The 14363-nt window shown below is 65.0% G+C and carries 12 protein-coding genes and 3 pseudogenes; 8 read left to right on the top strand and 7 right to left on the bottom strand.

What is annotated here, in order from left to right; genetic code table 11:
* Positions 1-29: 29 nt before the first annotated feature.
* From T428_RS0113100 to T428_RS27795, 3 genes and pseudogenes are all read right to left on the bottom strand, one after another.
* On the bottom strand, positions 30-1235 hold the full coding sequence (locus T428_RS0113100) for a cytochrome P450 (RefSeq protein WP_025736846.1): 1206 nt from the start codon (positions 1233-1235) through the stop codon (positions 30-32).
* Positions 1232-1948: an acetoacetate decarboxylase family protein gene (locus T428_RS0113095; RefSeq protein ID WP_025736845.1), complete on the bottom strand. Its 717-nt coding sequence runs from the start codon at positions 1946-1948 to the stop codon at positions 1232-1234. The genes T428_RS0113100 and T428_RS0113095 overlap by 4 nt, the downstream gene beginning before the upstream one ends.
* Positions 1949-1992: 44 nt before the next feature.
* A pseudogene (locus T428_RS27795) lies at positions 1993-3033 on the bottom strand (LLM class F420-dependent oxidoreductase).
* Between the two features lie 70 nt (positions 3034-3103).
* Here T428_RS27795 and T428_RS0113085 point away from each other — a divergent pair.
* The 6 genes and pseudogenes from T428_RS0113085 to T428_RS27785 all read left to right on the top strand — a co-directional run bounded on the left by T428_RS0113085 (position 3104) and on the right by T428_RS27785 (position 8848).
* Positions 3104-4093, top strand: coding sequence for a Zn-ribbon domain-containing OB-fold protein (locus tag T428_RS0113085; protein WP_025736844.1), 990 nt, complete (start codon positions 3104-3106; stop codon positions 4091-4093).
* A gap of 15 nt (positions 4094-4108) precedes the next feature.
* The gene (locus tag T428_RS0113080; RefSeq protein WP_025736843.1) at positions 4109-5173 is read left to right on the top strand and encodes a thiolase domain-containing protein; all 1065 of its coding nucleotides are present in this window, start codon (positions 4109-4111) and stop codon (positions 5171-5173) included.
* Entirely contained in the window at positions 5173-6366 is a 1194-nt protein-coding gene (locus T428_RS0113075; RefSeq protein ID WP_025736842.1) for a thiolase domain-containing protein, read from the top strand. The genes T428_RS0113080 and T428_RS0113075 overlap by 1 nt, the downstream gene beginning before the upstream one ends.
* A pseudogene (locus T428_RS31995) lies at positions 6363-6773 on the top strand (nuclear transport factor 2 family protein); the annotation flags it as partial. The gene T428_RS0113075 and the pseudogene T428_RS31995, both read left to right, overlap by 4 nt.
* Positions 6765-7802: an NHL repeat-containing protein gene (locus T428_RS36090; RefSeq protein WP_425412036.1), complete on the top strand. Its 1038-nt coding sequence runs from the start codon at positions 6765-6767 to the stop codon at positions 7800-7802. The pseudogene T428_RS31995 and the gene T428_RS36090, both read left to right, overlap by 9 nt.
* A 110-nt stretch (positions 7803-7912) precedes the next feature.
* Entirely contained in the window at positions 7913-8848 is a 936-nt protein-coding gene (locus tag T428_RS27785; protein WP_051465232.1) for an NHL repeat-containing protein, read from the top strand.
* 42 nt (positions 8849-8890) lie between these two features.
* Here the strand turns inward: T428_RS27785 and T428_RS27780 are convergent.
* Positions 8891-9459: pseudogene (locus tag T428_RS27780) on the bottom strand (gamma carbonic anhydrase family protein).
* 126 nt (positions 9460-9585) lie between these two features.
* Here T428_RS27780 and T428_RS0113050 point away from each other — a divergent pair.
* Both T428_RS0113050 and T428_RS0113045 read left to right on the top strand, forming a co-directional pair.
* Entirely contained in the window at positions 9586-10758 is a 1173-nt protein-coding gene (locus T428_RS0113050) for a 3-ketosteroid-9-alpha-monooxygenase, oxygenase component (protein WP_025736841.1), read from the top strand.
* 5 nt (positions 10759-10763) lie between these two features.
* Positions 10764-11207 carry a hypothetical protein gene (locus T428_RS0113045; protein ID WP_025736840.1) on the top strand — a complete coding sequence of 148 codons (444 nt, stop codon included), beginning with the start codon at positions 10764-10766 and terminating at the stop codon, positions 11205-11207.
* Between the two features lie 90 nt (positions 11208-11297).
* Here T428_RS0113045 and T428_RS0113040 read toward each other — a convergent pair whose 3' ends face one another.
* From T428_RS0113040 to T428_RS0113030, 3 genes are read right to left on the bottom strand one after another with little or no spacing between them, the layout of a single operon-like run.
* Positions 11298-12443 (bottom strand): sulfotransferase family protein, encoded by a 1146-nt coding sequence (locus T428_RS0113040; protein WP_025736839.1) that lies wholly within the window; start codon positions 12441-12443, stop codon positions 11298-11300.
* Complete coding sequence (locus T428_RS0113035) at positions 12443-13225, bottom strand: SDR family oxidoreductase (RefSeq protein WP_025736838.1); 783 nt, start codon at positions 13223-13225, stop codon at positions 12443-12445. The genes T428_RS0113040 and T428_RS0113035 overlap by 1 nt, the downstream gene beginning before the upstream one ends.
* Before the next feature lie 2 nt (positions 13226-13227).
* Entirely contained in the window at positions 13228-14355 is a 1128-nt protein-coding gene (locus T428_RS0113030; RefSeq protein ID WP_025736837.1) for a hypothetical protein, read from the bottom strand.
* Positions 14356-14363 lie beyond the last annotated feature (8 nt).

Genomic DNA, 14363 nt, shown 5'->3' with positions numbered 1-14363 from the left:
GAGGTACTTCGAGGCCAGCGCGCGACGGCTTACCCCAGCGGCGCGCTCGGGGTGAAGGCGACCGGCATCTGCTCCAGGCCGGACACGAAGTTCGCCGGCCGCAGCGGCAGCTCGGCATCCGAGGCCAGCCGCATGTCGGGCAGCCGTTGCAGCAGCCGGGTCTGCATGATCGACAGCTCGAGGCGGGCGAGCTGATTGCCCAGACAGAAGTGCGTGCCGAAACCGAACGCGAGGTGGTTGTTCGGGTAGCGCTCGATGTTGAAGCTCTCCGGGTCGTCGAAGACCTTCTCGTCGAAGTTCGCCGACTCGAACAGCAGGATCATCTTCTCGCCCTGATGCAACTGGGTGCCGTGGAACTCGGTGTCGGCGGTAATGGTGCGGGCCATGTTCTTCACCGGCGCCGTCCAGCGCAGCATCTCCTCGATTGCGTTGGGCAGCAAGCCCAAATCGCCGGCGAGGCGCCGGTGCTGATCGGGGTGCAGCAACAGCTGCCGGGTGCCGCCGGACAGCGTGTGCCGGGTCGTCTCGTCGCCGCCGATCAGCAGCAGCAGTACCTCGGTGACGATCTGGTGGTCTTCCAGACGCGCACCTTCGACCTCGGCGTGCACGAGAACGCTGACCAGGTCGTCGGTCGCCTCCTTCGTGCGTTCCTCGATCATGCCCATCATGTATTCGCTGTAGGTGGCGAAGGCGTCCATCGTGACCTGGACATCCGCCTCGGCCGCGGTACTGCTGAGGGAACTGACCAGATCGTCGGACCATTTGAGGAACATCGCGCGCTCCTCGGGACGCACACCGAGCATGTCGCCGATGACCGCCATCGGCAGTGGCGCGGCCAGGTCCCAGACGAAGTCGCACTCGCCGCGTTCGCAGACCGCGTCGATCAGCGTGTCGCACAGCGAGGTAATCGAGGCCTCCAAGTTCTTCACCCGCTTGCGGGTGAAGCCGTAGTTGACGAGCTTGCGGCGCAACAGATGTTGCGGATCGTCCATCTCGATCATCATCTCGACGCCGGGCTGATCGGGGCGGATGCCGCCGGCGTTCGAGAACAGCTCGGGGTTGCGCTCGGCCTCGATGACGGACTGATAGGTCGAGGCCGCGGCGAGCCCGTTGCGGTCTCTGAAGACCGGCTCGTTCTCACGCATCCACTTGTAGATGGAATGGGAGTCACCGGCATAGAAAGCGCCGTCGGTCAAGTCGACGTCGGGCTTAGTCCCTAATCCAACAACAGTCATGAAATCTCCTGGGCATCGCCGAATGTCATCTGTACCTGGTCTGCGGAGCTGGACACTAGAGCGCGCTTCGGAAGCCCAAGCGACGCAAGCTCTTTCGTGTAAGGATGATCGCCCAGCCTGACGCTTACACCGCCAAGCCGGGTCCGCACGCCGTCCAGGGTGTGCTCGAAGGCGGTCTCGCGGGTGATCCCGTCGCGGTGGGAGTAGCTGCGCTGCGCCTGCTGGCGCGGCATCAGCCGGATCGGCAGACCGGGACGGAAGTCCATGCCGATCACCAGCTGTCCGTCTACCGCGCAGTCGAACCCGAACTGCCGCCCGTCGCGAATCGTGAACTCCGCCATGACTTTCAGGTAGCCCCAAATCTTGGTTCCCGCCTCCAGCGTGAACGGCTGGTCAACGGGCAGGTGGTGGATGAAGGCGCTGGCCGACTGCAGCGCCCGCGGGCGCGACGCGTCAGATCCCGGCGGGTTGACCATGATGCTGGTGCCGAACTCGTAGTACTGGCCCAGGTCGCCGTCGAGGTAGTGCATCAGCATCAGCACCGCGATCGCCCGCCCGGGCAGGTAGCGGCAGACCCGCAGGCCGCTGTAGTCGATCAGCTGCTGCGCGGCGTCGGCGTCGACCGAGAACATCGCCATGTGCTGATTTGCCTTACGGATCCTCACCGGCATGGTGAGAACCGTGCCCGCGATGGTGTGCTGCGACACAAGCATCCGGCCAATCTAGAACCCGTTCTACTGACGGGGCAAGCCCCGGCCTATATCAGCGCGGCGAGGTCCCGGACCTGCTCGGGAGAGCGCCCGGAGACGACCATCATCGTGACGCCGGCGGCCTCCCAGGCCTTGATCTGCTTACGCACGTAGTCCACGTCGCCGACGATCGCGGCGTCGTCGATGACCTCGTCGGGAATGATTTCGGCGGCTCGTTCTTTGCCGTCCTTGCGTCCACTGCGGAACAGCTTGGTGACGTCGTCGACCACCTCCCCGTATCCCATCCGGCGATAGACGTCGGCGTGGAAGTTGGTGTCCTCGGCGCCCATCCCGCCCATATACAGCGCGACGTAGGGCTTTATGGCCGCGAACGCCGCGGCGCGATCCTCGGTGACGACGATGTTGGCCGTCGCGCAGATCTCGAAGTCATCTCGGCTGCGGCGGGCGCCCGGCCGGGCGAAGCCCTCGTCCAGCCACTCGTTATAGGTGTCTGCCATCCGCGGCGTGTAGAAGATCGGCAGCCAGCCGTCGCAGATCTCGGCGGCCAGCGCAACGTTCTTCGGCCCCTCGGCGCCCAACATGATCGGGATGTCGGGACGCAGCGGATGGGTGATCGGCTTGAGCGGCTTGCCCAGGCCCGTCGTGCGCTCGCCCGTCAAGGGCAACGGGTAGTGCGGGCCGTTACTGGTCACCGGTGCCTCGCGGGCCCACACCTGTCGGACGATGTCGATGTACTCACGGGTGCGGGCCAGCGGCTTCGGAAACGACTGGCCGTACCAGCCCTCCACGACCTGCGGTCCGGACACGCCGAGCCCGAGGATGTAGCGGCCACCGGAGAGGTGGTCGAGGGTGAGCGCGGCCATCGCGCATGCGGTCGGGGTCCGCGCGGAGAGCTGGACCACCGACGTACCCAGCCGCACCCGCCGCGTCGACGAGCCCCATCAGACCAGCGGTGTGTAGGCGTCGGAACCCCATGCCTCGGCGGTGAACACGGCGTCGAATCCGGCGGCCTCCGCGTCGGCAACGAGCTCGCCGTGGTTCTCCGGCGGCTGAGCGCCCTAATATCCCAGCTGCAAGCCCAGCTTCATTTCTCCGCCTTTCCGGGCCGATGAGGGCCCGATATTGAAACGGTTCTTAGAACCTGTTCTACTCGAAGGCGTGACAGCCATTTCGAGCGGCCCGACCACGACCGATCACTCCGAGCCGCCCCTCTCAGCACCGTTGACGCTGGCCTTCGACTACACCCGTTCAGTCGGTACCACGCTGAGCAAGTTCTTAACCGCACTGCGTGAGCGCCGCGTCCTCGGGGTGCGCGGATCGGATGGCCGGGTGCATGTACCTCCGGCTGAATACGACCCGGTCACCTATGAACCGCTGGGCGAGATGGTACAGGTCTCATCCGTCGGGACCGTCGTCTCCTGGACCTGGCAGGCCGAGCCGCTGGGCGGAGAGCCGCTGGACCGTCCGTTCGCCTGGGCACTGATCAAGCTGGACGGGGCCGACACCGCGATGCTGCACGCCGTCGACGCCGGCGAACCGGCCAAGATCAAGACCGGTGCACGGGTACACGTGCACTGGGCCGACGAGACGGTCGGCGCCATCACCGATATCGCGTACTTCAAGCTGGGCGAGGACGCCGAACCCGAGGGACCCGCCAGCGACCACGAACCGGTCACGATGATCGTCACCCCGGTGTCGCTGACGATTCAGCACAGCGCCTCCCACGAGGAAAGCGCTTACCTGCGCGCCATCTCCGACGGCAAGCTGCTGGGCGCCAAGACCGGCGAAAAGGGCAAGGTCTACTTCCCGCCGCACGGCGCGGACCCGGCCACCGGTAAGCCGACGACCGACTTCGTCGAGCTGCCGGACAAGGGCACCGTGACGACGTTCGCGATCATCAACATCCCGTTCCAGGGTCAGCGCATCAAGCCGCCCTACGTGGCCGCGTATGTGCTGCTGGACGGCGCCGACATCCCGTTCCTGCATTTGGTCGCCGACGTGGACGCGCACGAGGTACGAATGGGCATGCGCGTGGAAGCGGTGTGGAAGCCCCGGGAAGAATGGGGTTTCGGCATCGACAACATCGAGTACTTCCGGCCGACCGGAGAACCGGACGCCGAGTACGACACCTACAAGCACCACCTGTAAAGGGCCCACCTGTACATGAGCGAACGCAAAGTTGCGGTCGTCGGCTTTGCCCACGCCCCGCATGTCCGTCGCACCGACGGCACCACGAACGGCGTCGAGATGTTGATTCCGTGCTTCGCCCAGCTGTACGAGGAGCTGGGCATCGCGCGGACCGACATCGGCTTCTGGTGCTCCGGATCGTCCGATTACCTTGCCGGACGGGCCTTTTCGTTCATCTCGACAATCGACTCGATCGGCGCTGTTCCGCCGATCAACGAGTCGCACGTCGAGATGGACGCGGCCTGGGCCCTCTACGAGGCCTACATCAAGATCCTGACCGGCGAGGTGGACACCGCGCTGGTGTACGGCTTCGGCAAGTCCTCGGCCGGCAACCTGCGCCAGATCCTCTCGCGGCAGACCGACCCCTACACCGTCGCGCCGCTGTGGCCGGACTCGGTGTCGATCGCCGGACTGCAGGCTCGCTTGGGCCTCGACGCCGGTAAGTGGACCGAAATCCAAATGGCCCGTGTCGCATTCGACTCGTTCGCCAACGCCCGCCGGGTCGACAAGGTGGAATCGGCGGTCAATGTCGAAGGCCTGCTGGATCGCCCCTTCTTCGCCGATCCGCTGCGACGGCACGACATCGCACCGATCACCGACGGCGCCGCTGCGATCGTGCTGGCCGCCGACGACCGCGCTCGCGAACTGCGCGAAAACCCGGCCTGGATAACCGGAATCGAGCATCGCCTCGAAACTCCGGTGCTCGGTGCGCGCGATCTCACCGATTCCCCGTCGACGCGGGCCGCGACCAAGGTGGCCACCGGCGGCACCACCGCCAACCTCGACGTCGCCGAAATCCACGCGCCGTTCACCCACCAGCACCTGATCCTCATGGACGCCATCCGGATCCCGGGGAAGACGAAAGTCAATCCGTCCGGTGGAGCGCTGTCGGCCAACCCGATGTTCTCCGCCGGTCTGGAACGCATCGGATTTGCCGCACAACATATCTGGGACGGCTCTGCGAATCGGGTGCTAGCGCACGCCACCAGTGGCCCCGCGCTGCAACAGAACCTGGTCGCGGTCATGGAAGGAAAGAACTGATGGCCGGTACAGGAGCGCACCTTGCCGCGGTACTGGGTACCGGGCAGACCAAGTACGTGGCCAAGCGCAAAGACGTCTCGATGAATGGCCTGGTGCGCGAGGCGATCGATCGGGCGCTGGCAGACTCCGGTTCCACCTTCGACGACATCGACGCGGTCGTGGTCGGCAAGGCGCCGGACTTCTTCGAGGGCGTCATGATGCCGGAGCTGTTCATGGCCGACGCCATGGGAGCCACCGGCAAGCCGCTGATCCGGGTGCACACCGCGGGTTCGGTCGGTGGATCCACCGCGATCGTGGCGGCCAACCTGGTGCAGTCCGGCAAGTACAGGCGGGTACTGGCGATGGCCTGGGAGAAGCAGTCGGAATCAAATGCCATGTGGGCGTTGTCGATTCCGATTCCGTTCATCAAACCGGTGGGCGCCGCGGCGGGCGGGTACTTCGCCCCGCACGTGCGGTCGTACATCCGCCGTTCGGGCGCACCGTTGAACATCGGTGCCATCGTCGCGGTCAAAGACCGGCTCAACGGGGCCCGCAACCCGCTGGCGCACCTGCACCAGCCCGACATCACCGTCGAGAAGGTGATGGAGTCCCCGATGCTGTGGGACCCGATCCGCTACGACGAGACCTGCCCGTCGTCGGACGGCGCCGCGGCGGTCATGATCGGTAACGAGGAGATCGCCGAAGCCCGCCTGGCGCAAGGACAGCCGGTGGCCTGGATTCACGCCACCGCGCTGCGCACCGAGCCGCTGCAGTTCGCCGGCCGTGACCAGGTCAGCCCGCAGGCCAGCCGCGATGCGGCGGCGGCACTGTGGGAGGCGGCCGGTATCAAGAGTCCGATCGACGAGATCGACGCCGCAGAGATCTACGTGCCGTTCTCGTGGTTCGAGCCAATGTGGTTGGAAAGTCTGGGCTTCGCCCCCGAGGGCGAGGGCTGGAAGCTCACCGAGGCAGGCGAGACCAGGATCGGCGGCAAGCTGCCGGTGAACCCCTCCGGCGGTGTGCTGTCGTCGAACCCGATCGGCGCCTCGGGCCTGATCCGCTTCGCCGAGTCGGCGATCCAGGTGATGGGCAAGGGCGGTGACCACCAGGTGCCGGGCGCCCGAAAAGCGTTGGGACATGCCTACGGTGGCGGTTCCCAGTACTTCTCAATGTGGGTGGTCGGGGCGGACAAGCCCGAAAAAGCAAGCGCGTGAACGCACATCCCGCTCACGAGGCCGGCCGACGCTCGCGCGAGGCGGTCGGGGCCAGGGACACAGAAGCCTGGCTCGCGGTGTTCACCGACGACGCGATTGTCGAGGATCCCATCGGACCGTCGGCCTTCGACCCCGAGGGCAACGGACACCGGGGCCGCGACGCCATCTCGGCGTTCTGGGACAAGGCCATCGCCCCCACCACCAAGATCGAGTTCTTCTTCCGCGATACCTACCAGTGCGGCAACGAGGAAGCCAACGTCGGCCACATCCTGATCACGACGGGCGACTACCAGACGACGGCCGAAGGCGTGTTCACGTACAAGGCGAACGACGAGGGCAAACTCGTTGCGCTGCGCGCGTATTGGGAGATGGACCGCGCGGCCGCCAGCACCCGCAAGGTGTTAGGCCCTCCGGAATTCACCTGGTTCATCCTGTTCGTGTGCGACGTCACACGGTATTGTGCTGAATCCCATGGACGAAGTCGAGTTCGGAACGCCCGCAACGGATCGGTCCTCGCCCCGCCGACGCGTAATGGTGGTCACGGGCGCCGCGATCCTGATCGTCGTCGCGATCGTCGCCGTCTGCGGTTACGTGGTCTTCAAACGGACATCGGCGACTCACGCCGCACCGGCGCTGGCCCCATCGCCGAGTCGTCCGGCCCCGCCCCGCCAGGTCGCATTGCCGTTCCAGCTCGTGGACGCCGACGGGCTGGAGGCCGACAGTGCGGGCAATGTGTGCGCCTCCGACGCGGCCAGCAACCAAGTGCTGGAGCTGAAAGCCGGCTCCGACAACCCGATTGCGCTCCCGTTCACCGGCCTGAAGGCTCCGGGCGGTCTCGCGGCGGATGGGGTAACGCGCTCTATGTGGTCGACCAGAACAACCGGCGGGTACTGAAACTACCGGCAGGCTCCAGCACGCAGATCGAATTGCGGTTCACCGGCCTGGACGAATCGCACGGAATCGGGGTGAACAGCCGCGGCAGCGTGTTCGTCGCCGACTTTCATGGCAATCGGGTGCTGGAATTACCCGCGGGCTCGAATACTCAGGCCGAGTTGCCATTCGGTGGCCTCAAGCAGCCATACGACCTTGCCGTGGACGATGCCGACACCGTCTACGCGGCCGATGCCGGCAACAACCGGGTCGTGAAATTGGCCGCCGGAAGCACCACCCCGGTCGAGCTCCCGTTCACCGGCCTGAACTTTCCGAACAGCGTGACCGTCGACCACGGCAACAACGTCTACGTGACCGACCTGAACAACAATCGGGTGCTCAAACTCATGGCCGGCTCGAATGCCGTGTGGAGGCTGCCCTTCGAGAATATGGTCGCCCCGTTCGAGGTGGCGGTGAGCGCTCAAGGCGACGTTTACGTCCTCGACTACCACAACCGGGTGCTTAAATTGCCGGCCGGATACGAGCCGATAGCACTGGGAGGCTAAGCGGTATTTCGCGTGCGACGGGCATTTTCAACTGAACTCGCTATGCGTCGGGAATGCCGCGCGGTAGTGTCCTGGTGTCGCGAACACCGTGGTGGTTGAGGAGCCGGCGCATGGACGACGATTGGGAGTTCGAGGCGCCTGCCAAGGCCAAACCGCAGCGACGGTGGTCGGGGTCCTCCCTCACGATCATGAGCGCCGCGGCCGTCGTCCTCGTTGCGATCCTCGGCGTGGCCGCATACTTCGCGTTCGCGCGCACCTCGTCGGGTAGCACCGCGTCCACCCAGACCGTGACCTCAAGCATTGCGCCGCCCGCCCCCGGCGCAGTCGTGCTGCCGTTCACCCTCGCGGATCCCGAAGGGGTGGAGGTGGATAGCGCGGGCAACGTGTACGTCGCCGACTCGGGCGGCAATCGGGTGCTGGAATTGCCGGCCGGCTCCAACACGCCAATCGAGTTGCCGTTCACCGGGCTCAACCGTCCGGCCGGTCTGGCGGTGGACAACAAGGGCAACCTCTACGCCGTCGACGAGAACAACAAGCGGGTGCTGGAGATCCCCGCCGGCTCCAAAACTCAGATCGAGCTTCCATTCACCGGTCTGACCGAGCCCCACGGCGTGACCGCAGACAGCGCCGGCAACGTCTACGTCGCCGACTTCAAGAACAATCAGGTGCTCGAGTTGCCCGTCGGCTCGACCGTTCAGGTTCCGGTGCCGTTTATCGAACTCAACCAGCCCTACGATCGCGCGGTGGACAGCACCGACGCCGTCTACGTCGCCGACGCCGGCAACAACCGGGTACAGAAGCTGGCCGCGGGAACGACCACCCCGGTCATCCTCCCGTTCACCGGTTTGAACTTCCCGAACAGCGTGGCCATCGACCACAACAACAGCGTCTACGTCACCGACCTGAACAACAATTGGGTGCTACGACTGACGGCGGGCTCGAACAGGTTGTGCGTGCTGCCTTTCGCCGATCTCTTGCGCCGTACGGGATCGCGGTCGGGCCCCAGGACGACGTGTATGTGGTCGACTTCTGCAACCGGGTGCTGAAGTTGGCGGCGGGATACCAGCCGACCGAACTCGCGCATTGACCTAGATCGGCTCTAGCCCGGCGAGATGCCGTTGCGCTAGGTCGCGATAGGCCTGCGGGTTCAGGTTGATCCACATCTCCGCGCCGGTTCCGGCGATCGGGCCCTTGATCTGGGCCGGTGACCCGACGACGAGCAGGCCGGGCGGGATCTGCGTGCCTGCGGTGACCCGACGACGAGCACGCCGGGCGGGATCTGCGTGCGTGCGGTGACCAGAGAATGCGCCGCGACGAGGCTGCAGGCACCGATCACCGCGCCGTCGAGAACAGTGGCGTGGTTGGCGATCAGCGCCTCGGAACCGACGTGTACGCCGTGAATGACGCACATGTGCGCCACCGTTGCACCCGGCCCGATATCGACGGGGATGCCGGGCGGGGCGTGCAGCACCGACCCGTCCTGCACGTTGGCGCCTTCCCGCACGACGATCGGTCCATTGTCGCCGCGCAGCACGGCGTTGAACCAGACCGACGCCCCGGCCTCGACCGTGACGTCGCCGATCAGGGTCGCGGTCGGCGCCACGAAAGCTGTCGGATCGTTCCGAGGTGCCCGCCCCTCGAAAGCAAACAGTGGCATCGTCTAGATATACCCCAAGCATGAACCCGCTCCCGGACAACGCAGCTAGGACCGCTGTCGTTGCGCGCACGTATCCAAAAACTGTAACGTGTTCTAGTTAGAGGGCACGCAAGTTGGAGGTGACAGGTGAGTACCGACACCAAGGCGGTCGGCATCCGGGAAATCGATCCCGGCGCGTTGCCGACCCGATACGCCCGCGGTTGGCACTGCCTGGGCGTCGCAAAGGACTTCCAGGACGGCAAGCCGCACTCGATCCAGGCCTTCGGCACCAACCTGGTGGTCTTCGCGGATTCCCACGGAGAGATCAAGGTCCTCGACGCATACTGCCGGCACATGGGCGGCGACCTTTCCATGGGCACCGTCAAGGGCGACGAGGTCGCCTGCCCGTTCCACGACTGGCGCTGGGGCGGCGACGGCCGCTGCAAGCTGGTGCCGTACGCCAAGCGCACGCCCAAGACCGCGCGCACCCGGTCGTGGACGACCGACGTCCGCGGCGGCCTGCTGTTCGTCTGGCATGACCACGAGAACAACCCGCCCGACCCCGCCGTCCGCATTCCCGACATCCCGGAATCCCACAGTGACGAGTGGACCGACTGGCGGTGGAACAGCATCCTCATCGAGGGATCCAACTGCCGCGAGATCATCGACAACGTCACCGATATGGCGCACTTCTTCTACATCCACTTCGGGTTGCCGACGTACTTCAAGAACGTCTTCGAGGGTCACATCGCCTCGCAGTACCTGCACAACGTCGGCCGCCCCGACGTCAACGATCTAGGGACGTCCTACGGCGAGGCGCATCTGGATTCCGAAGCGTCCTACTTCGGCCCGTCGTTCATGATCAACTGGCTGCACAACAGCTACGGCGGCTACAAGGCGGAGTCGATTCTGATCAACTGCCACTACCCGGTGACCCAGAACTCGTTCGTGCTGCAATGGGGCGTCATCGTCGAAAAGCCCAAGGGCATGGACGAAAAGATGACCGAGAAGCTGTCGCGTGTCTTCACCGAAGGTGTCAGTAAGGGCTTCCTGCAGGACGTCGAGATCTGGAAGCACAAGACCCGGATCGACAACCCGCTGCTGGTCGAAGAAGACGGCGCCGTGTACCAGTTGCGGCGCTGGTATCAGCAGTTCTATGTCGACGTGGCCGACATCGAGCCGGAAATGGTGGAGCGCTTCGAGATCGAGGTCGACACCACGCGTGCCATCGAGCACTGGAACGTCGAGGTCGCCGAAAACCTCAAAGCACAGGAGGCCGAAGCCCGTGCTGCCCAGGACGTTCCAGCCGAACAACACTGACTCTCATGCCTGACGATCAGCCGGCGGTTCCCGACGTCGATCGGCTCGCCCGATCCATGCTGCTGCATGGCGACGGCGGCGACCACGACGACAAGCCGGACCGCAATCGCGGGTCTGGATCCTGGTCGAAGTCTAGGGATTTCACGAACGATCCGCGGCGGGCGGCCGCGGTCCGCGAGGCCAGTTTGGCCGACCGGCAGCGTTACCTCACGTCGGGACTGCAGCCGGTGGATTGCCGCTTCTGCCACGCCACCGTGACAGTGCGCAGGCTGGGGCCGGGACATACTACGGTGCAATGGAATACCGAGGCATCGCAGCGGTGTGCTCACTTCGCCGAGGTGCGCAAATCCGGTGGTGACCCCGCCCGAACCAGGTCCTGCCTTCGGCTGAGCGACAGCATCGAGCACGCGGTGGCCGAGGGCTATTTGGAGCAGCCCGACGAGGATTGATCCAACTTTGCCGCGAGACTGTAACTACCGACGCCCAAACTCGCGAAATGTGTTGCCAGTTACAGCTTCGCAGGATGTCTACACCCGCGATCACAGTCCGGCGAACCGTTCCTTGACCTCTTCCGCAGTGAGCCCGTAGTCGGCTAGTGAGTACTTGTGCTTCGGAGCGCGCGCCCCGGTTTGACTCTCGGCGTGGCTGTCCTCCATGGCCTTTCGGGCCTCGTCGGTCAGCGTCAGCCCGAAGTGCCGGTACACGCCAGCGACCGTTCCGAGCGGATCGGCGATCAAGTCGTGGTAGTCGACGTCGTAAAACTGGGCGGAATCGTACTTGGCGCGCGCGGTGTTGAACAGCTGTAGGCCGCGCGACCAGGTTTCCATTGCGTCAGCACCGATCTGGGCTCCGGAGAAGGTCGTCGACCATCCCTCGGCGGTGTGCTGCGCCAGCGAGCACATCGACGCCATTATAGTCTCGACCGGCCGGTGGGTTTGGATCACCAGGGCGTCCAGGTAGGTCGCCATCAGCGCGTCCAGCGCGAACAGATGGCTGGGATTCTTTAGCACCCAACGCTTTTCGGCGTCGTTGAGCCCAATCAGCTGAAGGTTGCGGCGGTGCCGCCGATACGACGGCGTCCAGTCCTGCCGCGACAGCCACTGCGCGTAGGTCGGCAGGTGTGACAGTGTCTCGTAGGACACCGAATGCAGCGACTGCCGCAGCAGCTGCCAGCACTCCTCCAGCTCGTAGGCGGCCATGAAATGCAGGCCGGTGTACTCCGGGTTCTCCGCGTGAGCCTTCTCGTACTGTGCGTTCAGCGAGCTGTACCACGGGTTTGAGTCCCATTCGTCGCGCGACGGACGCGGCTGCGGGAACTCCGCCAGCCACAAGTGCAGGCCCTGATGGACAGGGTCCGCGCCCAGCAGGCGATGCAGAATCGTGGTGCCGGTGCGGGGCAGCCCGGTGACGAAGATCGGCCGCTCGATCGCGACGTCGGCGTACTGCGGGTACTGCTTCCAGGCGGACTCGGCGAACAACCTGGCCACCAACGCGCCGCGCAGGAAGAATCGATTCATCTTGCTGCCCAACGGAGTTAGGCCGGCATCACGTCGGTAGGACTCCAACAGCACACCGAGGGCCTCGCGGTAGTTGTCGTCGTCGACGCCGAAGTCGTCGAGCCCGACCAGCTTGGTCGCCGACACGTGCATGTCCTCGACCGTGCCGACGTCGGTGCGTTCCGCCATCAGGCGTGGTACTCCCCGCAGTTGACGTCCAAGGTCTGCCCGGTGATACCGCTGGACAGGTCGCTGGCCATGAACAGAATCGCCGAGGCCACCTCGTCTTCGGTGGGCAGCCGCTTGAGATCGGAGTTGGCCGCGGTGGCCTGGTAGATCTCCTCGGCCGTGGTGCCGTACTTGCCGGCCTGATGGTTGAAATATGCCTGCAGCGTGTCACCCCAGATATAGCCTGGTGCAACCGAATTGACTCGAATACCCTTCTCCCCCAGTTCGGTGGCCAGCGACTGCGACATGGACAGCAAGGCGGACTTGGCCATCTTGTAGGCGCCGTACTTCGCCTGCGAATGCCGCAGCACCATGGAGTTGACGTTGACGACCGAACCCTTGGCGGCTTCCAGCGCGGGCGTGAAGGCCTGGATCAACCGCAGCGCCCCGAGCGCGCTGAGCTCGATCGCGTCGCGGATGTGCTGAAATGTGGTGCCGGCCAACGGCTTCATCGACGGCACGCGAAACGCGTTGTTGATCAGCACGTCAACCTTGCCGTAGGTCGACATCGTCTGCTCGACGAGATTGGCCACCTGGTCGTCGTCGGTGATGTCGGTCGATACCGCCAGGGCCTGGTGGCCGGCGTCCTTGAGTTGCTGGGCGATCTCTTCGAGCCGCTCGATTGTGCGTGCCGCCAGCACCAGGTCGGCCCCGTGGCAGGCGCATCGGTGGGCCAGCGTGGTACCGAGACCCGGTCCGACGCCACTGATGACGACTACCTTTTTCTTGAGCATTCCCGACATCGTCACCCCAGCATCCTTGCTTGAATTTGTTGCTGGCGCAGCACGATTCGCTCTCGCCAGTCGTCCTCGGAGATCTTGTTGTGGTCGAAGTACGGCAACGCGGCCGGCACCTTGTCAATGTCGACCACCTCGACGGTGGGGCCCTCGGCGTCGGTGAGCTCGCGCGACACCCGCTGCCAGCGGAACTGCAAGAAGCCGCGCCGATGGCCGAGCGTTTCAAGCCAGTTCGTCACCCCGGGATTCTGGTCGGCAACCACCATGCGGACCTTGCCGTCCGGATCCGTCTGCGCCTGCGTGTTATTCAGCGACGTCTGATGGTTGATGTAGTCCAGCGAGATGTACCACAGGCTGCCCAACTGGAAGCCGAGGTAGGGCGCGTCGGACACCGGGATGGTGATCACCATCGCCTGATCCGGTTGCAGGTCGAAGTGCCCGACCGACGAGTACTGGGTCGACAGTCCACCGGGCGTCAGCCGCGGCGGCACCATGGTGTTGACCGGGAGGTCGAGGTAAAACCATTGCGGGAACTGCAGCCAGGTCTTCACCCGCTGGATAAGTTGCTTTCCTGCTGTAGCGTAACGCTTTTCGATGAGCGCGCGGGTCAACGGCGGCGGCGCGGTGCCCGCGGTGTCCGTTCGGGCAATGGCCAACGTGCCGCGCTGCGCCGACCAGTCGCCGTAGACCTCCCGGATCACCAGCTGTCCGGGGCTGGTCGGTGTTACCCGCCACTCGAAGCTGCCGTCGGAGGCGATCTCTAGCTCTCGATCGTCGAAGGCGGCCTGGCTGACCGGCACGAAGTCGTCGGTGTACTCACCGCCGAGCAGCTGGATACTCAGGTCGGTCGTCGTTCCACGCCTGCCGGTGACCACGTACTCGTGGTTGGCGTGTACCCGGGCACCGAAGTAAAGGGTGTCGGGGTTGTCCAGGCCCATCTTGGTGAACGGCCCGGTGCCCGACTGTAGGAAGGGATGGTCGCGGTCGTAGTCGACCGCCAGATGGATACAGCCCGAGATACAGCCGGCCAGGTATTGCAACCCTTCGAGCAGGTCGGCCTCGGTCTCTATGAACGGTGCGGCCGCCACCAGTTGCTCGGCCTCTGCGATCGCAGCGGTAAGGGGATCAGAGAACACGCCTAGAC

The sequence above is a fragment of the Mycobacterium genavense ATCC 51234 genome (genome assembly GCF_000526915.1).
Lineage (GTDB): Bacteria > Actinomycetota > Actinomycetes > Mycobacteriales > Mycobacteriaceae > Mycobacterium > Mycobacterium genavense.
Note: the sequence above shows the minus strand (reverse complement) of the source record. Positions and strands in the feature narration are given on the sequence as shown.